Source organism: Gardnerella sp. CCPDSM (assembly GCF_056754715.1).
The window spans coordinates 49,930-76,152 of the sequence record NZ_JBQEQO010000003.1 but is presented as its reverse complement, the minus strand read 5'-3'; the positions used below and the strand labels follow the sequence as shown (position 1 = coordinate 76,152).

At 47.0% G+C, this 26,223-nt stretch carries 10 protein-coding genes and 1 riboswitch; of the genes, 8 read left to right on the top strand and 2 right to left on the bottom strand.

Features of this window, described 5'->3' with window-relative positions; genetic code table 11:
- Positions 1-144 precede the first annotated feature (144 nt).
- Positions 145-1,431, bottom strand: a complete 1,287-nt coding sequence (gene mvk, locus ACTJLE_RS02460) for a mevalonate kinase (protein WP_481267303.1) — start codon at positions 1,429-1,431, stop codon at positions 145-147.
- Between the two features lie 977 nt (positions 1,432-2,408).
- On the opposite strand from mvk, the gene ACTJLE_RS02455 reads away from it, so the two are divergent.
- From ACTJLE_RS02455 to thiD, 7 genes are all read left to right on the top strand, one after another.
- A complete protein-coding gene (locus tag ACTJLE_RS02455; RefSeq protein ID WP_481267302.1) occupies positions 2,409-3,668 on the top strand; it encodes an AMP-dependent synthetase in 1,260 nt (419 codons plus the stop codon).
- A 95-nt stretch (positions 3,669-3,763) separates the two neighbouring features.
- Complete coding sequence (locus ACTJLE_RS02450) at positions 3,764-4,792, top strand: ORF6N domain-containing protein (RefSeq protein ID WP_481267301.1); 1,029 nt, start codon at positions 3,764-3,766, stop codon at positions 4,790-4,792.
- Between the two features lie 698 nt (positions 4,793-5,490).
- On the top strand, positions 5,491-6,846 hold the full coding sequence (locus ACTJLE_RS02445; protein WP_481267395.1) for an ATP-binding protein: 1,356 nt from the start codon (positions 5,491-5,493) through the stop codon (positions 6,844-6,846).
- An 832-nt stretch (positions 6,847-7,678) separates the two neighbouring features.
- Entirely contained in the window at positions 7,679-9,649 is a 1,971-nt protein-coding gene (locus ACTJLE_RS02440; protein ID WP_481267300.1) for a SpaH/EbpB family LPXTG-anchored major pilin, read from the top strand.
- A 947-nt stretch (positions 9,650-10,596) separates the two neighbouring features.
- The gene (locus ACTJLE_RS02435; RefSeq protein ID WP_481267299.1) at positions 10,597-11,982 is read left to right on the top strand and encodes a class C sortase; all 1,386 of its coding nucleotides are present in this window, start codon (positions 10,597-10,599) and stop codon (positions 11,980-11,982) included.
- 112 nt (positions 11,983-12,094) lie between these two features.
- Positions 12,095-22,060, top strand: a complete 9,966-nt coding sequence (locus ACTJLE_RS02430; RefSeq protein ID WP_481267298.1) for a hypothetical protein — start codon at positions 12,095-12,097, stop codon at positions 22,058-22,060.
- Between the two features lie 238 nt (positions 22,061-22,298).
- Complete coding sequence (gene thiD, locus ACTJLE_RS02425; RefSeq protein WP_481267297.1) at positions 22,299-23,207, top strand: bifunctional hydroxymethylpyrimidine kinase/phosphomethylpyrimidine kinase; 909 nt, start codon at positions 22,299-22,301, stop codon at positions 23,205-23,207.
- A gap of 246 nt (positions 23,208-23,453) precedes the next feature.
- Here thiD and thiM read toward each other — a convergent pair whose 3' ends face one another.
- Positions 23,454-25,055, bottom strand: a complete 1,602-nt coding sequence (gene thiM, locus ACTJLE_RS02420) for a hydroxyethylthiazole kinase (protein ID WP_481267296.1) — start codon at positions 25,053-25,055, stop codon at positions 23,454-23,456.
- Positions 25,045-25,155, bottom strand: a riboswitch (TPP riboswitch). (Overlaps the previous gene by 11 nt.)
- Before the next feature lie 242 nt (positions 25,156-25,397).
- On the opposite strand from thiM, the gene ACTJLE_RS02415 reads away from it, so the two are divergent.
- On the top strand, positions 25,398-26,216 hold the full coding sequence (locus ACTJLE_RS02415) for a hypothetical protein (RefSeq protein WP_481267295.1): 819 nt from the start codon (positions 25,398-25,400) through the stop codon (positions 26,214-26,216).
- The last annotated feature ends 7 nt before the right edge of the window (positions 26,217-26,223 follow it).

The window sequence follows — 26,223 nt, the reverse complement described above, 5'->3', positions numbered from 1 at the left end:
CACTGTTAAAAACTCAGTCAGTGAACTGAGAAAATAACACTCACAGCTCACACACTGTTAAAAACTCAGTCAGTGAACTGAGAAAATAACGGTAATAAGCTCAACACTGTTAAAAACTCAGTCAGCGAACTGAGAAAATAACACTCAAGCCGAATCGCCGCCAATATCCACAATCCACGTGCCGCACGCGCCCGCATTTCGCAACGCCGCACTAACGCGCTCGGCCGCATCCGCACTATCCGCAAGCGCAATAACGCATCCGCCGCCACCGCCGCCGGTAAGCTTCGCACCCAGCGCACCATGATCGCACGCAGCGCGCACCAACTTATCAAGCTGCGGAGTGCTCACGCCCAAATCCGCCAAAATCTTATGCGCGCGATTCATCCTCGCGCCCATATTTTCCGCGCGCCCCAACGCCAAATCGTCCTCTGCCTCAACCGCAATCGCACCCAAATCATCAAGCTGCGCACCAACTTCGCCAGGATGCGCGTCCAACTTCGCGCGCAGCGCCTCCACGGTTTCGCGCGTCATGCCTTTGCAGCCAGAATCCGCCAAAACAAGCCACGCGCGCATGCAAATATCCATCCGCGAAAACTCGCCGCGCTTAAAACGCACGGGCCACGAAGCCGACGTCGCCGTTGCATCCAACCCCGACGAACGCCCGTGCGCCACGCGCTCAGCCGACTGCGTCAACGCAAAAATCTCGTCCTCACTAGCGCGAATTTTGTAGTAGTCAAGAATCGCGCGGATTACGGCGCCGGCCGAAGCCGCAGACGACCCAAGCCCGCGCTCAGGCGGAAAATCAGACTCGGTTGTAACGTGCAGCGACTCGCCGTTCCACCCTGCAAACTCAAGTGCTGCGTGGATTGCGGCGCGAATGCTGCTAAATCGCGGCGGGATTTCGGAAAGTTTGCCGGTGAAGCCGAGGCAGGAAAGCGTAATGCGCGAGTCGAGGGGGAGGGGGGATTGTGTTTGGGAGGATTGGGTTTGGGAGGAGTGGGTTTGGGGGGATGCTGGGTTTGCTGCAGATCCGCAATCGTCGGCAATTACGGTAGCGCGCATTCGCAAATTTTTCAGCGGCAACGCGACTGCGGAATGGCCATAAACCACGGAATGTTCGCCGAAAAGAATTACCTTCGCGCAAGTTTCGCCGTATCCAGTTCGGCGGTGATTTGCGGAAGCCGCGGAAGTTGCGGAAGTTGCGGAAGATGCGCTTACGGAAGCCGCGCTTACGTAATCTGCAGAAGCCGCAAAATCCGCAGAAGTTGCGCTTGCGGAAGTTGCGGAAGTTGCGTTTTCAGAAGCCGCAGTTTCAGAAGTCACAGAAGCCGCGCGGCGATGATTTGCGCGCGTGCAATCCGCAATTTCGCCAGCATTGCGCGCTTTTACACCACGATTAAGCTCGTTAGCCAGTTCATATTTCTGCAGCACAGTTTGCGTCTCCTACACGATTTGCTCAATTTTCCAACTGTTCTAATTTAGTCGCGACAAATATAAAAAACTACGATACGCGCGCGACGCTTACAACACATTCACATTTGCGGTTCAATGCGATCCTTGTCGCGCAGCGCGACGACCTGCTTTCGCGCTCAGAGCGTAGTGCGCGAAGGCAACTCGGAGCGGAAACTCGCTCAGGTTGAAAGCACAGTGTGCTTTCAACGCGAGTTTCGTAAGCGAGCTAACAAGCGAGCGCTAAATAACCAACTAGGGACCTTCGTGCAGTCGTCGTACTGCATGTGTGTCTCATTTTGCCTGTAATTCGACCTTCCTGCAGTACGCTTACTGCGTTAAGGCCTTTGGTGGCGGATTATCGGACATTCGTGCAGCGCGACGACGTGCCTGAGCGCTTGGAGCGTAGCGCGCGAAGGCAACTCGGAGCGGAAACTCGCTCAGGTTGAAAGCACAGTGTGCTTTCAACGCGAGTTTCGTAAGCGAGCTAACAAGCGAGCGCTAAATCATCAACTAGGGACCGTCGTGCAGTCATCGTACTGCGCGCGGGTCTGAAGACCGGCAGAATTCGACCTTCGTGCGGTACTCTTACTGCGCGCGGGTCTCATTTTGCCTGTAATTCGACCTTCCTGCAGTACGCTTACTGCGCGATTGTCTCTTGCGCTCTTGCGCTCTTGCGTAATCTTACTTAACTACTTATTTCCTGCGCTCAATAACCTTTATAACCACGCGTCACCTTTTATCTACCCTGCGCTCAATACCCTTTATAACCACGCGTTACCTTTTATCTACCCTGCGCTCAATAACCTTTATAACCACGCGTTACCTTTTATCTACCCTGCGCTCAATAACCCTTTATCTACAATTCACCATACCCTTTATCCACAATGCGTTACCTTTTATCCACAATGCATTAATTTGCTTGCGCAAGTATTGTCAGGTCGAATAATCTCAGTCATATGATTGAAGCAAATACTAGTACTATCGGCATGGTTTCAAACGCTGAACAAGAGCGCACATGCATTCGGCCTGTCACCAATGCGCAAAGGCAGTATCTAAAGAGGCGCGTGAAAAGCGGCACTTTTGTGCGCACTTTCCGCAATCTTTACTCGCAAACTGAGTACTGGAAGAAGCTGTATATGTCCGAACGCATACGTCATGTAGCGCTTTCCTTGATGGATATTTACCCGGATTGGAAGTTTACGGTGACGAGCGGGGCAGCGTTATTAGGCTACGATGTTGTTGAAGATTATGACGCGCTGTTTGCTAGTGGCAAATATGATTTGCAGAACATTAATTTGCAAACGCTTCCAACGCAGATTTATATTCGCTCAAATATTAACAAATCTACGCACGATAATCCGCAATTGCATCGTATTCGCGCAACCGGAAAAGAGCAGGATGCTACGAGCGATGACGTGCGCATTGTGCAGCCGAGTCGCAAGTATGACGGGCAGCTTATTACGCTTCCGCATTCAAGTGACAGGGTAAGTTATGAGATTAGGAGTCATGTTGTTGATAAGAGTACGTTGCTTCTTGATGCTGCTAACAGTTTGAGTTTTAGGGCTGCTTTGCCGATTTTTGATTCTGCTGCGCGCGATAACGTGAACTTTAACAAGGTTATTGAGATTTGCGGGAGAAGATACGGCGGTAGTGAGGACTTTGAGGAGGTTAGCGGCGCTGGCGTTGGCGGCGTTGGTCTTAGTGGTGTAGCTGGTTTCGGCAGTAATGCGGATCCTATTCTTAGGCTGCGCCGCCTTTGCCTTTTTAAGAATGGTGCGAGCGAGAATGGCGGTGAGTCTTTCGCGCGCGGCACGATGATTGATCTTGGGTTTATGGTGCCTGAGTTGCAGCATGAGTTTGTTGTGCCGAATTCCAGGGTTAAGTATAGGTGTGATTTTTTGTGGCGGGTTTCGGGCGGTGGCCTGATTGTTGGTGAGCTTGATGGGTATGACAAGTATTTTGTTGATTCGACTAATTCTACGCATGCGAATATCAACTTTAATTCTTCGTCTGATACTCAAATGTTGCGTAATTCCTACAATCAGGCCACTATTAATCGCAATATTGATAGGCAGGCGGAGCGTGAATCGGTGCTTTTTAGGGAGTGCGGCGTGAGTAAGATTGTACGTTTTAATTTTGCGGATGTTGTTGGCGTTAAGAATCTTGAGCGGAAGCTTGTTGAGGCTGGTGTGCCGCGGATTATGCGCGTTGGTTGATATCGAGCGCTCAATCTGCGCGAGCATTAACTGCGCGCGTAACGTATGGTTGTCGGATTAGTAAAGATATTTAGATAATGTTGGAGGTTTATTTCATGGCAGAAGAAAACAGAGAAATTGTAGTGATAGATGAAACTACAGTGAAAAGTAAGATTCACTATATAAGAAATCAAAAAGTTATGCTTGATTTTGAACTTGCTGAAATATATGGATATGAAACAAAAACATTTAATCAGCAAGTAAAGAATAACATAGAAAAATTTGATGAAGATTTTAGATTTCAACTTACAAAAGATGAATGGGAATTTTTGAGGTCAAAAATTTTGACCTCAAAATCAGATGAAGGTTCAGGTGGTAGAAGATATATGCCTTATGCCTTCACAGAACAGGGCATCTATATGCTTATGACTGTATTAAGGGGAGAGCTGGCAATTAAACAGAGCAAAGCTTTAATACGAATGTTTAAGCAAATGAAAGACTTCATTGTTGAAAATAGAGACTTTCTTAGCTCAAAAGAAATGTCGCAACTGTTATTGCAAACAAGCCAAAATACAAATAACATAATGCATCATTCGCAAGAAATAGCAAATATAAACGATAAAATTAGCACCTTTGCAACAAAAGAAGATCTGAAAAAGGTAATGGATAATTTTATAGATAGCAACACTTACAAGCATTTTCTTTTGCTGAATGGAGATAAGATAGAAGCCGATGTTGCCTATACAAAAATATACAAATCAGCAAAGAAAAGCATTTATGTTATCGACAACTATATTGGGCTTAAAACATTGGAACTTTTAAGAGCTGCAAGAGATAATACGCAAATTGTAGTTTTTAGCGATAATGTGAGAAATAAAGATATGCTTACGAAAAATATCTTAGATGATTTTAGAAAAGACTATCCTAATATAGATTTGCGTCTGAAGATGGCCGATAAAAAATACCACGATAGGTATATTGCAATAGACTTTGGGGCGGAAAATGAGGCCTTTTATCTTTGTGGAGCGTCGTCAAAGGATGCGGGAAATAAAATATCGAGCGTTACAAGGATAGAAGAATCGTCGAAGGATATGTATCATGCGATGTTTGAGGGGATGCTAAACAATAGGAATTTGACAATTTGATGTGTGGGGGGTGGGGTAGATGGTTGGGGGGGGGGTAGGTTGGTGTTGGTGGTGTTGTTGGGGTTGTTGGGGTTTAAGTTGTATGGTGTTTAGGTTGTATGGGGTTATATGTGGTTTGGGGTTGTATGTGGTTTGGCTGTATGGGCTTTAAGTAAGGCGGCAGAAGCGAAAATCTGTCGTCTTTTTTTAAAAATTGCAGCAAATTAGATAGCAGAATTGCGCGCTGCGGTTTGTGGCGACATTGGTGCAGATTGTGTTCTGCGCGAGGGCCTCTGGTTTGCAATCTTCGGACATTGGTGCAGTTGGCGTTCTGCGCGCGAGTCGGATTTCGCTTATGGTGCGCTTATGTAGTAAAAATATCGATTTTGGGGTAATTTGGCGAAGCAAAATTGTTGATTTTGGGGTAAATTGCGGTAATAAAAATTGCCGATTTTGGGGTAATTTGCTAAAATAAAAATGTCGATTTTGGGAAGAAAGGCGGAATTGCAATGGTTTACGAAGGTAATACGTCATCTAAAACTCATCATAATCTCACGCAACAATCGTCAGACGCAGCACGTAGCGAGTCGCAGAATGAAGCACGTAGCGAAGCACGTAACGAAACACGTAGCAAATCGCATAGCGAGTCACGTAGCGAGTCGCAGATTAAAGTGAGTAACGAATCAACCCTCAAATTCCAACGCAAAATCTACTCCGAAATGCTCGTCTGGAAGCACGAGTCCAACGGCAAAACAGCGCTGCTTATCGAAGGACCGCGTCGCGTGGGCAAATCGACAATCGTAAAAGAATTTGCTCAAAACGAATACGAAAGCTACATTCTCGTCGACTTTTACACAGCATCGAAAGAAGTAAAGGAGCTATTTGACGACCTTTCGGACATAAACTATATTTTCTTGCAGCTACAGCTTGCGTACAAAACAAGCTTAAAAGAGCGCAAATCTTGCATTGTCTTTGACGAAGTACAGCTTTGCCCTAAAGCGCGTCAAGCCATAAAAGCTTTAGTGAGTGACGGCAGATACGACTATATAGAAACCGGTTCGCTAATTTCGATTCATAAAAATGTTAAGGATATTCTTATTCCGAGCGAAGAACGCAAGCTGAAAATGCACCCAATGGATTATGAGGAGTTCACTCGCGCGCTTGGTGATGAAGTTACGATTCCGCTTCTGCGTAAACTGTATGATTCTAAAAAACCAATCGGTCAAGCGGCTTGTAGGAAGATTCTGAGAGATTTTCGTCTTTATATGCTTGTTGGAGGAATGCCGCAAGCTGTAGAAAGTTACATTGGAACTAACGATTTTAGTGCTGTGGATCAAGTGAAACGTGACATTCTTTCACTTTATGAGGATGATTTTAGGAAGATTGACGCGACTGGTAAGATTTCCGCAATTTTCGACGCTATTCCAGCGCAACTTATGTCTAACACGTCGCGATACCACGTTTCTAGCGTTCTTGCTGGGAATGGTGCGGATGATATTCTTGAGCAGCTTGCACAGCTAAAGGATTCTGGGACCGTTCTCATTGCGAATCACACTTCTGACCCTTCTGCAGGAATGGCTCAGTATAAGGATTTGACTAAATTTAAGCTTTTTCTTGCGGATACTGGATTGTTTGTTACGCTGGCTTTTAAGGATAAGTCGTTTACGAGCAATGATATTTACGCGCGATTGTTGAGCGGCAAGTTGCAGGCGAATCTTGGGTACGTTTATGAGAATATGGTTGCGCAAATGTTGAGTGCGCATGGGCACGAGTTGTATTATCACACTTTTGTGGAGGATTTGGTTGATGAAGGTGATGGTGCGCATGTTGATGGTGCGCATGTTGATGGCGCGTTAGGAAATCGCAATTACGAAATTGATTTTCTGATTGCGGAAAATAATAAAATTGTGCCGATTGAAGTGAAAAGTTCTGGCTATAAAACTCATGCTTCGCTAGATGTTTTCTCGCGCAAGTTTTCTTCGCGTATTGCGCGCGAGCTGCTGATTTACACTAAAGATTATCAGCGCGTTGGCGGGATTGAATGTTTGCCGATTGTGATGGCTGAGTTCCTGTAAATGTGGGTGCTCAAGCAGATCGTCGCGTGTTGAAAGCACACCGTGCTTTCCACATTGAGTCGTCGCGCACGTTTGGAGCGCCAAACCCTCCGCAACCCTCCAAATGTGAGAAACTTTCCTCACGTTTGGAGCGCCGCGCAACCCCAAACCCTCCAAATGCGAGATGATTCTCTCACGTTTGGAGCGCTACGCTTTAAGCGAAAAGCGCGCCACATTAATCTGCCCTGCCTTCGTCTTTATTGACGAAGGCAGACCTCGCTTGCGTTGAAAGCACACTGTGCTTTCAACTTTGAGCAAGCTCGGCGCTCCGAGTTGCTTTCGCGCGCTAAATCGCAGTGCTCAAGCAGGTCGTCGCGTGTTGAAAGCACACCGTGCTTTCAACTCTGAGCAAGCGCTACCGCATTGGGTCGCTTTTCGCGCTACGCTTAAGCGAAAAGCGAGTCAATGCGACACGCCGAGATTATATTTGTGAAGATTTGTGAAAATTTTGAAAAGAAAAAACGCAGATAAGGAAGCAGTGGCGTTCATAATGGTATTCAAAAAGCGCTGATATACAGGGATTTCGTTCGTTGCAGGGGGGGGGGGTGTTTAAAAGCATAAACATTTGTTGGTATGCGTAATATGTCTGTTTTACGTCTTATTAACGATTAAACTTGTACTTACTCAAAGTTGAGCGCTCGCGTCCAACTTGCTAAAAATTGCTAAAAACAACAAGGTCTTTGCAATAACTTTTTTAAAATTCGTTATTACATTATAACATTGTTATAATTAGCTTTTTGTAAGCCAAAAAATATAAATCGACACAAGACGTTCCTACAAGAAGAGGGGTAATATGCGTCTAAACAAAATTTCATTAAAACAGGCTGTGGCAATGCTTGCCGCCACCTGCACGCTAGGCACGTGCTGCATCGCCGGCTCAGTCGCCTGGGCTGAAGATGGTCAAAATAAGGTTAACACAGCTAATATTGACACTACCAAAAATAATCAAACTTCCATCACCATTCACAAGTACGAAGGACCTGAAACATCTACTCGCTCTAACGGTAATAAGATGTCTATTACAAACAATAAGCCGGTTAAGGATGTTGTGTTTACCATTTGGCGATTGAAAAAGGCTGGTAGTCCTGCAGAAGAAATTGATCTTTCTACGGCTGCTGGCTGGACGAAGATTAAAGACCTCGACAAGTTGGTTGGAACTGCAGAATCTGGCAAGAAAGTTGCTTCCGAGTTTGTGAATGGTCAAAACCCAGAGTTCGTAAAGTATACAGATGCTGGTACTGGCGTTGATAAAGCTTCTGGAGCTACATGCACCACTGACGACAATGGATCATGTACAGTCGGCACCCTCCCAATGGGCTTGTACTACGTTGAGGAAACGGATATTTCCAACGCCAAGACGTGCGAAACAAGTGGCACTAAAACCACCTGCACGCCGGTGTCTGTTAAGAATCCGGTAGCTCCGTTCTTTGTAACAACTCCACTTCCAGATTCGAATACTATTAGCGCCGAAAAGTCTTGGATTTACGAAGTGAACGTGTATCCAAAGAACGACGTGAGTAAGAACCGTCCAAGGAAGGAAGTTGAGGAGCTGAGTCGTAAAGATTTTGTTCCAGGTGACGGCGATGGTCACACCACTATTACGTGGAAGATTTCCGTGCCTATTTCCGCTCCAAAGGATGGAAAAAAGTATGAGAAGATTGGCTTTGTGGATAAGCTTACAAATGGCTTAGCTTACGAAAGTATTAAGAGCGCAAGAATCGTGACTCTTGATGAAGATGGTAAGAAGGTTGCTAACACTAGTGATGTAGAGCTTAAGGGTACAACCAACTATTACACGGTTGACTCCACTACTACTACCGATGTAGTCAAGTTCACTTTGACGGACACTGGTACTGATAACGGCCTTAGCAAGGCTCTTGCTGCTTACAACACAGTTAAGAGTGAAACAAATAAAACCGCAACGCTTATTGTTGAGCTGGTTACAAAGTTCAAGACTGGCACTACTGTTCAAGATTTCGCTAACGTAGCTAACACGTTCGTTGACGACAACAAGACCGGCAGCGGTGACGACACTAAAAATCCATGTAAACCTGGCGATACGACTCCTCCATGCGGTGACGATAACAAGCCTAACGATACTGCTTACTTCGGCACCCTTACTGTTAACAAGTTCGTTGAGCAAACGGATAATGCTAAGACTAAGCTGCCTTTGAACAACGCAAAGTTCAAGGTGTTCGAAATCACTGGAACTAAGACGAGTGGCACTACAACATCAGCGTACGCAGCTAATGAAATCAAGAGTGTAGACATTTCCAGAAGTGGCGAGAATAAGAACTATACCTTTAAGGGTGAGAAGCCTCAAACTGGTGATGCTCCAACAATAACCAGCTCTGCTGTTTCTACTGGATTGGAAACCAAGGATAAGACTGTAACTGAAAATCAGGCGCAGAAGACACTCCACGGTACTGATTCTATAGACTTGTTCGTTTACAAGAAGAGCGAAGAAGCAAAGGGAACTACCAAGGTTTACTGTGCAGTGGAAACTGAAGCTCCTACGGGCTACTTGCTCGACACTACTCCTTACTGCTTGGCCTTGAAAGCTAATTCCGCAACAGATTCAGCAACGAATAACAAGTTGGACGTGCCTAACAAGAAGGCCACTGGCTTGGATAAAATCCTCAGCGCGCTGCCTATGACCGGTGCTCGCGGCTTGGTGATTTTGACGCTTTGCGGCATTGTTGGCATCGCTAGCACGTTCTTCTACATTGTGATGAAGCGTCGCAAGGAGCAAGAACAGGAGTAAAACTTAATCGGCTGGCTGAGTGACTTAGTTGGCTGAGTGGCTTGAACAATTGTTCGGCTGATTTGCTCTGCCGGTTGCGCAGTTTGGTTTCGACCAAGCTGCGCAGCTGTTTTGAGCGGCTCAATGCGCTCAAGCAGGTCGTCGCGCAAACGCCGGAGAATCTCCCGGGAATGTTCCAGAAGCTTTGCAGTTGTGCTTTGCAAACGGTGTTCATGTAGCTTTGCAGTAATGCTCTGCGGACGGCGACTATTTGTTGCTTAGAGAACACTGGCATTCGCGCTGATGCACACACCACACCAAACACTCTTCCTGCTACACCAAAAAAATGGTGGGTGGATTTACGCGTGAGGGGTGGGTGTTGCTTGCGAGGTACAAATATTCGTGAGGTGAGATTTGAGATTTTTCGCACTGAGCGCGGCGAACGTCAGAGCCGCAGGCTGCTGATTCGCCAAGCGAAGAAGAAAAATCGAAAAATCTCTGCGATTGAATGAGGTTATTAAAGATTAAGCACGCAGAGTTTGGGGGATTTCTCTACGAGTACTAAAAGAGGACTGCGCATTGACTTGCCGGAGCGCTTAAAGCGTAGCGCGCGTAGGCACTTCAATGCGGAAACTCGCTTAAGTTGGAAGTCCAGTGGACTTCCAACGCGAGTTTCGCAAGCGAGCGTAATAAAACGCGAGCGTATCGTTAAGAACGTTTAAAAATAGAGCGACGAAGGAACGCTCACGCGCAAAGCGCGTTCGCTGCTGAGCTTGCGTTGAAAGCACACCGTGCTTTCAACTTGAGCAAGCTCACGCTCCGAGTTGCTTTCGCGCGCGCAATACTGCGCGAAAGCAGGTCGTCGCGCACGCGAGGAGAGAAATCCCCCGAAACTCGCGCCACACCAAACGAAAACCCGCGCCACGAGTTGCTTTCGTGTGCGAGCGCTTTCATGAGGATTTACTAACATGTTTAGGTTTTTTGAGAGTCGCATTGTTGCGGTTAAGCCAGATCAACGCGATTATCGTGATGAACACGGTCATCGTGACACTCAAGCCTATCCAAACGCAGGCGACACCAAACCTCAAACAACCAAAACAACCAAAACAACCAAAACAACCAAAACAACCAAAAAAACCAAAACTAAAACCAAAAACAGCACTTCCAACACCTCCAAAAAGTGGCACTTCTCCAAGTCCTGCATAGTCCCGGCTTTGCTGCTGCTTGCGTCGTTTGCGTCGCTGATTTATCCGCATGCCGCCATGTGGCTGAGCCAGTATCACATGTCGGAGGTTGCGGCCGAGTACGCGAAGCTTATTACGCACGCGGTTCCGGCGCCGCACGAGCAGCTGGCGCGCGCTCGCGAGTACAATCAGAAGCTTTCGTCGGGCGCTATTTACGAGGCGAATACGAATATTCCGACTTCGCATGGCGAAACTTCGGATGCCAGCCAGGATTACTGGGAGCAGCTGAAAGTGAACGACGACGGCTTGATGGCGCGCTTGCGAATCAAGAAAATCGACCTTGATTTGCCTGTGTACCACGGCACGGAAGATGCCACGTTGCTTAAGGGTCTCGGCCATTTGCGCGGCACGTCGCTTCCGGTTGGCGGCAAGGGCACGCGCTCGGTTATAACCGGCCACCGCGGCCTTGCGAGTGCGGAAATGTTCACGCGCCTGGACGAAATCGTTAAGGGCGACACCTTTACGATTGAGGTTTTCGACGAGATTCTTACCTACAAGGTAGTCGACAAAATCGTTGTGAACCCGGACGAGACGAAGAAGATTGCGGCAGTGCCTGGCAAGGATTTGGTGACGCTGATTACTTGCACGCCGCTCGGCATTAACACGCAGCGCATTTTGGTGACTGGCGAGCGAGTTGTGCCAACGCCTGCGGCGGATAAGTCACTTCGCGGCAAGAAGCCGGATGTGCCGCGATTCCCGTGGTGGGTTTTGGGCTGCCTCGGCAGCCTGTGCGTGGTGGGCGGCTACATTTGGTGGGCCGGCCTGCCAATTAAGAAGAAAAAGAAGGAAGACGAAGAGGATAGCGAGAAAGATAAGAAGGAAGATAGCGCGAAAGATAGGGAAGAAGATAGCAGAGAAGATAGCAGAGAAGACAGCAGGGAAGACAGCGATAAAGACAGCAGGGAAGACAGCGATAAAGACAGCAGAGAAGACAGCGCTGTAAGTAACGCAATTAGTAGCACAGATCTTGAGCGCGAGGAAGCTAGGGCGATTGCGAATCGGCCAAAAAAGCGACCGAAGGTCAAAAAGTCTAGCTTGCGTAAGAAGCGCAAACATGGAGATCGCGGCGATAAAACGCTCGATTGGCTTATAGACATTCTTGGTTTATGAGTGTCATTTAAAACTTAACAACTAAAACTTAACAACTAAAACTTAATAACAAACTTGCGTTGCTGTGAGGCGACGCAAAGCAGTGTAAAACAATGCAAAACAGGTGGAAACAATGAAGAGTATTTGGACGATTACGCTAAACGTTCTGGTTCGCATAGGCCGATTGACCCAGTGCGCCGCTCGTGCGGCTAAGCGTGCGGCTCAGCATATGTATAGTGCGACTAAGCGTGCGTCGGTTCGTGTGCATAGTGCATCGGATTGTGCGCATAGTGCGTCGGTTCGTGCGCATCGCGCGTCCGGCAGCGCTTTCGCTAGCGCGCTTAAGACAGTGCTGGTTTGTGCTCTTTCGGTGGCTATGTTGCTGCCTGTTTGCTTGAGTGCCGAAACCGCGGTTGCGGTGGAGAATGCTAATTCATCTTCTGAGACTTCCGCTAAGCCTGCTGAAAAGCCTGCTGAAAAGCCTGACGCAACTTCTTCTGAAAAGCCTTCTGAAAAGCCTGCTGAAAAGTCTGCTGCAAATACTTCCGCAAATCCAGATTCTCATTCTGGTTCTAAGCCGGTTTCTAATTCCGCCGATTCTGCCGCCTCTGCTAATTCCGTCGATTCTGTCTCCGAATCATCTCAATCCGCCTCCTCTTCCTCCTCCGACCTTTCCTCATTCCAAAGTTTCGGAAACAATAACGTATTCATGGACGAAAGCAGCCCGTTAGCGCGAGCCTTAAGATCGCTTAAAAGCCGCGGTTCGTCACCTCTTGCGCGCGATGCCAAAGAAGCCCAAGCCAAAGCACAAAACCGCGACGCAAATAATTATTCAGCTCGTGATTCTTACGAAGTGTATCGCCCTGGATGCAACAAGGATTACGCTTTAGGCGCATGCATTACTACTGACGGCGACGGCGCTGGTTTGCGCGCCACGAACGGCCACGATTTGGACGTTAATAGTCTTGGATACAACTTGGAATCTGGTGACCCATTTATTGGCGCAGCAACGAGACCTCGCGGCCACTACGAGAACGGTCCTGTGCCTGAAGATCCTTCCGGCACGGATCATTACGGCGCAACTTACTTCACTCCATACCCTAAGGGCACTTTTATTATGGGCCGCTTCCGCAACATGGCCTTTAACCATAAGGGTTCCGGCGTCGACCGAATGAACTTGCCTATTGACGACACTTCAGACTTCGTGTTTGTAAAGCGCACTCCTAAGCTTTCCGGCGGCGGTTTCGTGTGGGATGTTATTTTTAACGCTGGCGGCCGTACTCAAGGCGCTGGTGCTGCTCTTGATTACTTTACGATTCCAAAAGGTCAGATCCTAGACAAGGGTAGCGAAGGCGGAAGGCAGTATATTCAGCGTGTTCTTTACAGCGGCAGGGAAGCTACTGCTTTGTATAAAAAGAATCAAGGCAACAAGAATCCTCCTCGCGAAACCTGCTCATTCTCGTGGGATAATCCTAACGGTTTGTGCAGTATTAAAACTGACGGTAACGATTTTGATACTGGAGACGACTTAGTCGCAGCTTGGACTAAGATGCGCGGCGACGACGACAGTAAGAATGGCAATTATTCTAGGCTCCTTCCGAATGCTGTAACAACTACGGATTTGAGTAGTACTGAAGCTATTGGTTGGTGCCGTGATGGTCAAGGTTTGGACTGCATTAAGTCCAGTAGCTATGGTGCTTTGGATGAAGGCGATCTTAGAGTCGTTCCTAAAGTTGAAGGAAGCTATAGCAGAGGCTATAGCCCTGCTTATGTTGCTCTTGTGCAAAATCTTTATCAATCTATAAAAGGTGACACGCAGCGCGTATTTAGTTTTGTGAACAAAATTAAGTCTGGCGAGATTGCTTATACGTATAAGATTCACTTCACTACTACAACTTCTACGAATAAAAACGACTCATATTGCACTGCTAACAAGGGCGATGGCACGGGTTGCGAAAACTTTTCATTCTTCTACGCTGCGGGATCTTACTACGGTAAGAGAAAGAGCAAAGGTTTTTATGGTGATACTGACCCGTTTGGTGTTACTAAAGCCAGTAAATACTCCATGACTAATTTTGGACGTGACGCTAACCTTTACATGTACACTATCATGCATCAGCAGTGGTATGGTGCGCCGCGAATTATGGATATTCAGGCTCCTAGATACCACTTCCTTAAGGGTACTGGCTTGGGTCCTTACAACAGTGACAGCGGTAATTATCTTGAGCACAGGCATATTTCATTCTCTAGTGTGTTACTTGGAGTAGTAAATAAGCCTTTGGGATACTCAAGTCTTATGAACGAGAACCAAGATATACGCTTATTGCCTGATTATTATTCCCCGAATAACGGCTATGCTCGAGGCAATCAGTGGTTCCGTAATCCTGGTATGAACGACCATAATACGAAGGATTCAACGCCTGGTAGACACAAACTTGAGCTTAGATATAACGATAGAACGTACCACATGAGCGAAACTCAGGATTTGTGGTATAGGATTATTACGCAAGCGGACGTGTTTAAGCCTTTGCAAACTGAGGAATATGACGAGAATAACGAGACTCCTAAGTATTATTCCTACGATCAGCCGCTTCCTAATCCTCTTATTATTGATAAGAATGATAATAATGCTGGGTTTGTGAATTTTGTTGGTAAACGTTCCGACTTGTATAAGCAGGTAATGGCTTTTGATCCTAACTTGTTCCCGCCTGTTAATAAGACTGATTATGGTTCAAGAAATAGGTATGGTTCCATAAGGCAGAAGAAGGGCGCTAAGGCAAACGATTATCCGCTTGATGAGAGTTATTTGACTAATGATCCGGATGGAGATTCTAATACTCCTCTTAAGAATCTTGCTGTTTATAAAGCTGAGTGGACGAATAAGTGGGGTGATGAGCCTCGCTCGAATACTCTTAAAGATGCTGATTTAAGCGTTGCTGCTAAAGTGCCTATTGTCAGCGTTGTAAATCCTTGCGGACATTCTAAGATTCTTGACGAATACAAGGATAAAATTAACGGTCAATCTAGGTCTTCTATTCAATTTAGATCCGTAGATAGCGACGATAATTCCGCTGTGAATGACGATCGTGCAGCTATTGGTGAGGATCGTGAAGACAGCATGCCTGAATGCTGGCCTAAAGCGCAAAATGCTACTAAGCGTAATGTTTGGTTTGTAAGTAACGCTCCTGAGAAGGGTGATGACGGTAAGGAGTTGAAGCCTGGAGATCCTGTAAAGCAAGACTTGCATGACAAAGTCTTGGCTAAAATCAAGCGTGTTTACAGAACTTGGATGCGCAACAAGTATAGTGCTCAGTTGCAGGATGGCAAGGAACCTAAAGTTTTGCCAAATTACGTGTTTGTAAAGTACGTAAAGATTACGTTCTGGGATAATTCGACTACTGTTATACCTGTTGTATTCCCGTATGTTGATTACGAGAAGCCAACCTTGGATGTAAAAGTGAGCGTAAATAACGGAAATCCTATTGACGTTCCAGCTGATGGTTTGAAGATTCCTGTTAATAGCAAAATTAAGTTCTGGGTTAAGGGTCATGACGATAAGAGGATTTTGCTTGGCGTGAAGCCGAAGGAAGCTACCGAATACTTTACTAACAATAAAAATAAGAGATTCTTTGATAATAAAAAAGTCGTTGTGCGCAATGATTTCGATATGATTAAGACTAATCGTGATAAGAAGAATAATTGTGATACCAGCGGTTGCGGCGATTTTACTACAATAAGCTACAATCAGTTCATTCATAAAAATGGTGAATCTGATAGTAAGACGGATCAAGTTGGATGGGTTATTAACAGCGATAATTCTAAAGATGAGGGTTCTCCTACAGTATTAGTTGGCGATCAGAATAGAAATCGCGGTGTGCATGATTTGATATTCCACGGTTGGGATGCTGCAGGTAATTCCGTAATAAAGAAACTTAGGCTGATTATTGTATCTCCTGGTTACGGTTTGCCGAACGTTTGGTGGGATAAGAAGCCGAATGGGCATTATGTTGGGCGCGTGAATCCTTGGGATGAAGATAAGCGCGTGCGCTCGATTATGGTACGCATTTGGGCGCGTGGTCAGAAAAAGCCTGGCAATGAGCACAACTACGATAAGATTTGCCCAAAGGATGGCAGCTGCTACGGCATTGTTATTCAGCGAGACGGTAATAAGAAGACTGATCTTTGGCATCAGGTTAATACTTATAACCACAATAATGATGCTGCAAGCCCGGATGGGTCTAGAGCTGCAGGGGATAGGTCTGCTGAGGATAGGGCTGCTGAGGATAAAGCTGCTTCGGAGGACAGAGATGCTGCTGACGATAAATCGGCTGACGGTAAGTCGGCTGATGGCAAGGCAGCTGATGGCAAGGCGAAAGTTGACGGCAAGGATAAAGATAAATCTAAAGCTGATAAATCTAAAGCTGGCGACAAAGCGAAAGCTGGCGACAAGGCTAAAGCTGATAACGAAAAGACTGAAAATGCCAAACATGGGGAGAAGTCTACCCAAAATCAGCAAAAGCTGAAGGAGCAGCAGCCGCAAAAGCAGCAAAATCAGCAAAAGCAAGAAAATAAGCAACAGCAAAATCAGCCGCAAAAGCAAGATAAGAAGCAGGAACAGCAGATTCCGCAGAATCAAGCTAATAACAAGCTTGCTTCTTTGAAGATTTCTAAAGCAACGAAGAAGAACGCAAAAAAGAATTCTAAGAAGAAGAACGCTAAGAAGCGCAATGTTCCTGGAAGGAGCGGTAAAGTAAGATTTGCCGTTCTTAAGGAAAACGAAAACAAGAGCACTGATAGCAAGCTTGAAAATAAGCAGAGTGCTGATCAGAAGACCAATCAGAAGCCAAGCGAAAACGCTGCAAATTCTGAAAAAGCTGCAAATTCTGAAACCAAGAACGTTCCAAATAAGAACGATACAAATAAGAATGTTCCAAATAATGGCAACGAAAAGCAGAACAAAGCAGGCGATACTAACGCGTCTACGGGAGTAAATAAAGACGTTAGGAAACGTTCGAAGCGAAGCACTCAAAACAAGGATGGCAAGAACGGTAATACTGGCAAAGACAGCGAAACTAGCAAAGACCGCGAAGACAAGGCTAAAGAAGACGCTGAAAAACAGGATCGAGATGCTGAAGACGAAGATCGTTCTACTGCGAAAAGTAACGATGATTGGCGTAAAGAATTTAGTAAGCGCATTATTACAGCAAATCTTGGAGATCATATCAAGGGTTGCACTACTAACGGCGACGATAAGTGCGAAATCACTTTTGATCCTGTAACTGGAAATATTACGATTCCGGAATACTTTGCGGAAATTGGTTCCAGAATTTACGTAGACGTTTACTCTGTGCCAGAAAATAATCCAGATGAGCGTCAACATAAACTTTGGAAGCTTATGGATCCAGGAAATATGCAGGATTACGAAGAGTCCGATCCGCTTCCGCTCGATATTGCGTGGCCAAACGGCTTAGTGCAAGTGAACCCACTTGAGCTTAATAATAACGAAATCGTGGCAATGCTTTCTTGGATGAGGCACGATAAGCGAAACGAGCGAATCTTTGGCTACCGCAAGGAAGAAATTGGCGTTAAGGGCGAAAATAAGTACGATACTTACGACCAGTACGACAATGGTTTTAATCCTGCAAAAACTACAGCAAAGTATGCTTATGGTGAAGATAAGCCTAAATACTCATGCGCGTCGAAGACGAATCAGCAGTGGAAGCTGTGCTTAGGTGGTGTTACTGGTTTACACAATATAGGCTCAGAAGAAAATCTTAGCGAAAAGAAGTATGCTGAAAAGAAGCTTGTTTTCAATAAATTGGAAGCTGATGACGAGACTATTCTTAACCCGATTGAGCATAAGGTAACGCGCTTCGTTGATATGCGCAAGGACTATACGTGGGGATTAGTAGATAACAACAAGAAGAGTGTTGACGGGCGAAACGATCCTGGATTTGACGGGCCGCAAAATGGCTTGCATGGAAATCAGAAGTATGGCACGCAATACTTTGTGTACAAGTGGAACATAAACTCATACCGCAAGGGCGGCAATGGTAAGCCGTTAAACCTTCAGGATGTGCTAAAGCTTATAAAAGGTACGCCTAGTATCAATACGAAAGATGAAAATAGTCCGCAGCCTTCTCTAACTCCTATGAGCGCGGCGGATAATAAGCAATTTGATGCGTGGAATGGTTTGTATCCTATGCGCGGTGATGGATCATATGGTTTTGCTATTAAAGACAATATTTGTAGTTCCTCTATGCGCGGTTCTGCTGTTGCAGGTAAATGCCAGTGGCGAAATAAGCTTAATTTGGTGAAGCATACGCCTAAAGAATTTATTATGGATCGTTCTTCATTCTCTTACGACGCTTCCGTAAATATGAAGAACGGAAGTGAAGTACATATTACAGATAGGCTTGTTGAAAATAAGAATAGCCAACATGCTGATGAAGATAAGTATGTTAGTGAATATGCTATTCACAAGGACTTCCTTATGCCTGGCGGTGAAGATCTGAACGGTCAAGCAGACGGCGAAAATATTGGCGACGTTATAACTAAGAATATTGATGTCGACACTATGAACGACTACGACGCGTACGGTGAGGGTGCTTCAACGCCTGAGGGATACGCAAATAACAGGCCTTTCATGCATGCGCAACTTTATGTGAATAATGGTCAGGTTACGAACGATCTTCTGCTTCGCGATCCTGGTAAGACGCCGGATAACACAACGAACGTAATAAACGTGTGGTTTATGCCGGTTGATAATGAGAAGCCGACGATTAGTGCGAAGAAGTATGGTTCAAATGGCGCTCCATGGGATATCCATGGTGACTGCTTGCCTAAAAATGGCGGTGATGTCCACAATTGCCAAATTCGTCGCAATAACAAAGGTAATGATGATGTAAATGATTACGTTTACTTGGATGATACGCGATACTCTTTAGGTGGAACAAGTAAATTACCTTGGTATGCTGCTGATCAAGCAACTATGATGTTACCTTATGCGTTGAAGTTAGACGATGATTTCAATGCGTATACTAATGGTTTAAATACTAATAGTGAGGGTTATCAAAGCGATGGCACATCTAGTAAGATTCTTCAGGATAATTTGCAAATAGATATTGTTGCAGATGGTGTTAAGGATAGTAATGGGAATGCGTTGAATCCAAGTGTACGATTCGTTCGTAATGGTGTGATAAATAGGCATTTGCTTAGAAGGTTTGTTGAAAAATACAGAAGTACGGATTTGCAAAATCCAAGTACGGATAAGCAAACTGTATTTAAAATGTATGCTAAAACTACCGATAGTGATGGCAAAGAAAGTGCCGAAACCTCTGTTGGATGCTTCAAGGCGACGTGGACAGATGTGGTAAAGCCATCCGTTGTTGCATATGATGGTGAAACAGATGAGGTTGCAAAAGAAGATAAATGGTTTAATAACAGCAAGACAGACCGCGACTATAAGGTTGTAGTTACAGCAGGTTTTGGTGCGCACAGAATGGTAGTTTACTATCACCCTGCTTCGGAGCTTGAGAAAGATAAAATTGCAACTTTTAAAGCTGCCGCTAATAGAGGATTTGATGGAATTGCTGGAAGATCTAGCGTAGATGGAAATAAATCTGACGTAGAAAACAGCATTGGCAAAACAATTTCCATCTGCTGGGTAGAACACGGATTGATGGGAAGAAAAAGTAAGTGGGAAGTTTGCCCTGGTACTTCCAAGCCGGACGAAGTGAAGCTTGAAAATGTTAGCACTGCCAAAGGATTGAAAGGTGTTCTAACATTCCCTAGCGGTTTCTTAGCTCCAGGAAGCGTGGTTCGAGCGCGTGATCGCAAGGATGTTGGCCCATGGAGTAGTATGCCTGGTGTTAGAAGCCCTGAAGATCTTGCTGATGACTCAGGTAATAGAGACGGAAACAAGACTGCAAGAAGTAGCGAAAGTGGCGGAAACGGCGGAAGCCGTGGAAGTGCGCGTGCTGCAAAAGATAAAAACTCTTACAGAGACGACGCTAGTTCAGAAGATACTCTTGACGTGCTGCCAATGGCTTACGCAAAAGAAAAGCCTAGCGAAGTATGCCGTCCGGATTACTGGACTGCAGGCAATTGGGAAGGTCAACTTAAGCCGTCTGACTGCGTGTACTTCGACGTTACGATGAAGCGTCAAATAGTGCAAGTACACCCAATGTTGCTAAGTGGTCATGAGGAGCGCGCAATACGAATGGATTTGCGTAGCGAAAACAACTTTGCAAACGAACCAAAGAAGGGAATTTGGCTTCCAAACGATAGCGAAATCGTTACGAATGAGGATCCAAGGCTTGGACCTGGTAGAACTATGGTGACGTTCAGGCAGTATGACTATGACAGCGAGTTTATGACGTATCATAATGGTGAGAATAAGCCTTTTGGTGTGCCTGACTATGGTGATCGCAAATCACAAGTAGGAAATAAGCAAGACGTTGCTGTTCTGACTCGAGGCTGGAGAAGCCGCGTGCTCGTGCCAAATCCGCAAAAAAATAAGATTACGCGATTTGTGCGATTGCGTGCGCCTGAAAACGTCGATAGCGAGAATGGTGGTGATAGTAAGGGTGCTGCAGACTACTTAGCTGATGCGCCTACTAGCTTCAAAGAAACTGAGGATAATAGTAAAGCTCTGCGCGTAAAGGATCGTCCGTATGATCCAGGATTCATTCTTTCGCAAGATAAGAAGTCTCTTCTGTATCTGTACAATGCTTCAACTAAGCGCAACTTTACGCTTAATGATTTGCAATCTGCGTTGAAGCTTAAGCGTAATGGTACTTTGCACCCAGCAAACGAGTGTGGAAAGTATGTTGATGGAAGTGACTGGGACTTTGCTGATTGCCAGCCATCTTTGCTGCCGGAAGTAAGAGGTAGCGATAAGGTTGATGGTGAGCATAACCAAAACGGCTTCAGCTTTGATGGGAATACGCACTTATATACGTATGATCCATCTGAAGACCACAGGTCTGGTGCTAACGGCGCTAGTAACGACAATGGTGGCTCTGCTGCTGCAGAAACTTGGTACGTAAACGTCATAGATATGATTTCAAAGGGCGGTACCGGCGGTGGATATCAGATTCCTAATAGCTCTGGCGTGACGTCTGAGAGTAGCAATACTGGTCTTGCGCTTACTGGCTTCGCTGGTGTTGGCCCATGGGGTAGGTCTGGCGCGATTGATAAGAACTTAATCAATCATAAGATTTTCGAAAATCCAGATAATCGTTTGTCGGTTATTATGACATATGGCGATAGCTGGGTTGGAAATACTCATAGCACGCGAGGTAAAGCTGGCGGCTGGGATAACGATGCCAACTACGAATTCGTAATGCCGGTGTACTTGATTCCTGTAGATAACGAGAAGCCAACTGTTGCTGCAACTGCAGGATCGCTTCTAAGCGGCCACACGGATGCTAATAATCCTTACGTTGTAACGATGGAGGAGAAGGACTACGATAAGCTCACGGTTAAGGGTAATCCTGTGAAATACGAGAACGGAAAAGTTTCGAAGTCGGAAAGCAAGGAGAGTGGAAAGACTCTGTTTGCGGATGTTCACGACGATTACGATAGTTTCGGTGATCTCAGCAACCTTAGCTTGGTTGCATGCAAAGTAAGTAAGCTTGGCAAAACTGAATTTGACACTTGCAAGCCGATAATGGGCAATAATGGCTCCGTAAATACTGCGGCGTTTAAGCAGCTCAAAACTGACGGTAACGGAGTTGAGTACGCTTTGTACGGACGTGCAAAAGATAAGTCTGACAATGAGAGCGACGGCTTTGGTGATAACAATAACGTAGGTCGCTTAGTCGGATACTTCAGCTTCGGATACTTGGTGCGTCCGGTTGCGCTGCCTTACAGCGGCGGTCAGGCTGCAATATGGTTCAGCTTCATGTTCGGCGTGCTGTTGGCGCTGTTCTTGGCCTCCGGCGCATTCGGTAGGCGCGGATGGCTCAGCTCGGTGCTTAGCGGCAACGGATTTGGCTCGCTTACAGACAGCAAGCACTGCGACGCTTCGGCTGAAGCGCTTCGAAGCGGCAAGCTGTTCAAGTTCAAGTTCAAGCTCAAGTGGCTTCGGCTGTGATGCGTAAAGTGCGCGCAAATGTGGACTTGGAGCGTGTGTAAGTACACAAATGCGCGCATGTTTCACCGAAAATGTGGACTTATAGCATGCGTAAGTACACAAATGCGCGCATGTTTCACCGGAAATGTGGACTTAGAGCGTGTGTAAGTCCACAAATGCGCGCATGTTTCCCCGAAAATGTGGACTTAGAGCGTGTGTAAGTCCACAAATGCGTGTGTCTACGCAATATAATAAAAGTATGACGCTAGTATCAAGTAAGCAGCATACGGAATTGTCTACGCAGCAATCAAATCCAATCATTCCGCGCGTTTTAAGCGTAGCTGGCACAGACCCAACGGGCGGAGCCGGGATTCAGGCGGATCTTAAGTCAATCATGGCGGCAGGCGGCTACGGCATGTGCATACCAACTAATCTGGTTGCGCAAAACACGTGCGAAGTGCGCGAAGTGTTCACGCCGCCGGTCAGCTTTTTCCGCACTCAACTTTCGTGCGTGTACGACGACGTTACAGTTGACGCGCTAAAAATCGGCATGCTTGGTTGCGCGGAATACATTGAGGCTATGCGCGATTGGATGCGTGATAATCCGGTTCCTGTAAGCGTGCTAGATCCGGTGATGATATCGACTTCCGGCAAGCGTTTGCTTGAGGCGAGTGCTGAAAATGCGATGCGCAAGTTTATAAGTTGCGTTGATGTTGTAACGCCAAACGTGCCGGAATTGGCGGCTTTGAGCGAATCGCCAGTTGCGGAAAACTTTGAGGAAGCTTGCAATCAGGCGCGCGAGTTAGCTGCAAAAAATAGCGTTGTTGTAATCGTAAAAGGTGGGCACTTAACCGGCGAAGACGTTGGAAATACTGCGGTTTTTCCGGACGGTGACGCGCGGCACGTGCCAAGCGAACGCGTTGAAACCAGCACAACTCACGGAACCGGCTGCTCGCTTTCTTCTGCGCTCGCTACGAAAATTGGGCTTGCTTTGCGCGAGGGGAAGAGTTTAAGCGATCACGATACTGTGATGCGCGCGCTTGAATGGTCAACGGCGTGGCTTCGCGAGGCGATTGCTGCCGGAAGCGTGTTGCACGTTGGGCGCGTAGGCGAGCGCGGCCACGGACCTGTAAACCACTCCGTGCGCATCCTTCAGCAAACTAAGTAATATTGGCGTGCTGTGATTTAGCGCGCGTTTGTGGACTTGGGTGGGGTGTAAGTCCACAAAAACGCGCATGTTTCCCCGTAAATGTGGACTTGGGTGGGGTGTAAGTCCACAAAAACGCGCATGTTTCCCCGTAAATGTGGACTTGGGTGGGGTGTAAGTCCACAAATGCGCGCATGTTTCCCCGAAAATGTGGACTTGGAGAGGCCGCAAGTCCACAAATGCGCTCGCACTACAAGTGCTCGATGCTTACTCAGTAATCACGCGCTTAAGCTCGCGCGCAACTTTCCCAGCATCCTCAGCGCACATAAGCGCCGACACAGTGCAAACTCCGTCAAGCTCAAGGCCGCGAATAGGGAACACTGTATTCTCGTGAATTCCGCCAATTGCCAACGTTTTTACGCCCATAGAGTGCGCAACTTTCGCAACTTCGTTCACTCCGTCAACTCCCAGCGGCGGCACGTCGTGCGCTTTCGTATGCGTTTCAAAAGCGGCACCGATGCCAATCACATCCGGCAGCGGAACGTCGTTTTCTTTGCACTCGCGGTAAGCTTTCTCCATCAAATCCGGGCGCGCGCAAGAAAGTCCAACCATCCACTCAGCCGGCATCGCCTTTCGCGCCTCAACAAACGGCGTATCCTTCTGTCCAACGTGCAAGTTGAAACCAAGCTGAGCCGCGCAATCAACATGATCGTCAATAAACACAGGCACATCGCCGTGGCCGGAATCAATAAGCGCGTGACGCAGCTTCTTCGCTTTGGCCGAAATCTCCGCGTCGTCGGAATACTTATCGCGCAATTGCACAACCGTAACTCCGCCTTCAATCGCCTCCACAGCCACTTCTTCTTCCGGGCGATTTCCCATTCGCGGATCCGTTACCAAATACAGCGTCCAATCCACAGGCTCCACCGTAAACTCAATATTCGTCAAACTAAACATGTCGTTTACGCTAAGAGTTGAAAGCGCGTCCATCCACAGCGTGCGGAATGTGCCGGGAGCTGTGGTTTGGCGAGCTGCCCAAGTTCCAGCGGCGGCTGCATGCACGTGCGCTGCGACGGTTGCAGCGAGCGGACGCTCCGGATTCGCGCCAACGTACGCTGCAACTATCGCGCCCAAAGCGCAACCGGTTCCGACTACCTTGGTCATAGCTTTGTGGCCGCCGGTTACGCGAGCTAAGCATCCGTGGCCGTAAATCGCGTCTTTTTCGCCGGAAATTGCCACTACAGATCCGTATTTTTTAGCTAATTCGCGAGCAGCTTGAAGCGCGTCGTTTACGTTATCGTGAGAATCTACGCCTTTTCCGTTGCTTTCTTTGCCTGCAAGCGCCATGATTTCGGAAGCGTTTGCGCGAATTACGGTAGGGTGGTGCTTAATAATTTCGTGTATGAAGCGCGCTCGAGGTGCGAGTGCTGGCACGCCGATTCCAACTGGGTCAAGCACCCACGGGGTATCGGCTTTTTCGCATCCTTCAACGGCGGCGCGCATGTACTCGGAAGTTTCAGGCTGATGGAACGTGCCGACGTTGATGAGCACGCCGGCGGCGATTTGCGCGAGTGCGTGCGCTTCTTCCGGGTCGGTTACCATAATTGGCGATGCACCGGCGGCGAGGAGCGCGTTGGCTGTGATGTCTTGCACGATTACGTTCGTAATGCAATGGGTGAGTGGTTGCTGCGTGCGCACGCGTTCGATGCATTGGCGCACGTCGTTTAGGAACATGCGGCGGCGCGCGCGTGCGGAGAAGCATGTGTCGATTTGCGTTGTTGCGTTTGTTGCGTTTGTGCAGTATTCGTTTGTGCAGTATTCGTTTGCTTCGTTGCGATTAGTTGTTTTTGCACTGCTGTCTGTTGTCATAATGTTTCCCTTCGCTAGCATTATCTAGATCAGGTCCTTACGGATTTAATCTCAGCGCCGTCCGCGATTTTGCGGCGATTGCGCACTCCGAACCATCCTTCGACTATATCTTTTGTTCGTGACTTACTTGCTTGTGCTGGTTACGTGCGTGCTACGTTCTAAGCTCGTGCTCCAAACGTGGGTAACTTGTCTCGTGTTTGTAGCGTTGCAGTGGCTTTGCATGTATCTACAAAAATCGCGCCGCATTTTTGCAACTTCTTCTACAGATTTTTGCTTGCGATTATGTAACTATAAGTATGGTAAAGAATAAGAGATTAACATAAGTTACGAAAGTGAGATAACATGGCAAACGATTCCATGCTCGAACAACAAACCACAGCCGCTGCAAATCCGCTCACAGCTCGCGAATACGCGGCGCGCACAGCAATTCGCGCAATCGCCATCGTCGCGTCCGTTTATGGAATGGCCGCTTCGTGGCAAGGCTGGATGACATTCACTTACTTTACGAATCTTTCTAATCTTACGATTTGCGTTGCTTTAGCAGGTTCACTTGCGCTTGATACAGTTGCGTTTATGCGCGCGCGCACTTCCGCAGCTTCCACCGCGCAGTCAGCTTCCACCGCAACCACTTCCACCGCATGGTTCGACTCAAAATCCAACGCTTGGTACATCTTCAAATTCATGATGACAATCGCCATCGCGGTCACTTTCACGCTTTACCTTTGCTTCCTCGCGCCTACAAACAAGCTCGGTTTCGTCGGCGCTTACCTTACTAACGGCTGCAGCAGTCTTTGCGTGCACGCAATCGCCCCGCTTCTTGCAATCGTTGATTTTGTGCTTTTTGATTACCGCTTCCGCTCTTCTCGCGCGCACATTTATTTCGCTACGATTCCGCCTCTTGCTTACGTTGCGTACGCTGCTATGCTTAGCGAGTTTGCGGGTGTGCGTTGGGGTGTTCACGCAATGCGCGCGCCTTACAATTTCCTTAATTATGGCGCTCCTGCCGGCTGGTTTGGTTTCGCGCCGCAAACTTTTAACGCCACTACTTTGGGCGTTGGCGTTGCGTATTTGCTGATTATTTTTACGCTGATTTTTATTGGCGTTGGCCGCGTATTTCTTGCGCTTAAGGATGCTCGTGCGCGCGCAATGTTGAAAGAATAGTGTTGAT

What these genes read in the sequence shown, in the direction of transcription:
- ACTJLE_RS02445 (WP_481267395.1), top strand. Translation starts at nt 5,491, where the DNA reads ATGCTCGTCTGGAAGCACGAGTCCAACGGCAAAACAGCGCTGCTTATC.
- thiM (WP_481267296.1), bottom strand. Translation starts at nt 25,055, where the DNA reads ATGACAACAGACAGCAGTGCAAAAACAACTAATCGCAACGAAGCAAAC.
- ACTJLE_RS02415 (WP_481267295.1), top strand. Translation starts at nt 25,398, where the DNA reads ATGGCAAACGATTCCATGCTCGAACAACAAACCACAGCCGCTGCAAAT.
- ACTJLE_RS02430 (WP_481267298.1), top strand. Translation starts at nt 12,095, where the DNA reads ATGAAGAGTATTTGGACGATTACGCTAAACGTTCTGGTTCGCATAGGC.
- thiD (WP_481267297.1), top strand. Translation starts at nt 22,299, where the DNA reads ATGACGCTAGTATCAAGTAAGCAGCATACGGAATTGTCTACGCAGCAA.
- ACTJLE_RS02450 (WP_481267301.1), top strand. Translation starts at nt 3,764, where the DNA reads ATGGCAGAAGAAAACAGAGAAATTGTAGTGATAGATGAAACTACAGTG.
- ACTJLE_RS02455 (WP_481267302.1), top strand. Translation starts at nt 2,409, where the DNA reads ATGATTGAAGCAAATACTAGTACTATCGGCATGGTTTCAAACGCTGAA.
- ACTJLE_RS02435 (WP_481267299.1), top strand. Translation starts at nt 10,597, where the DNA reads ATGTTTAGGTTTTTTGAGAGTCGCATTGTTGCGGTTAAGCCAGATCAA.
- ACTJLE_RS02440 (WP_481267300.1), top strand. Translation starts at nt 7,679, where the DNA reads ATGCGTCTAAACAAAATTTCATTAAAACAGGCTGTGGCAATGCTTGCC.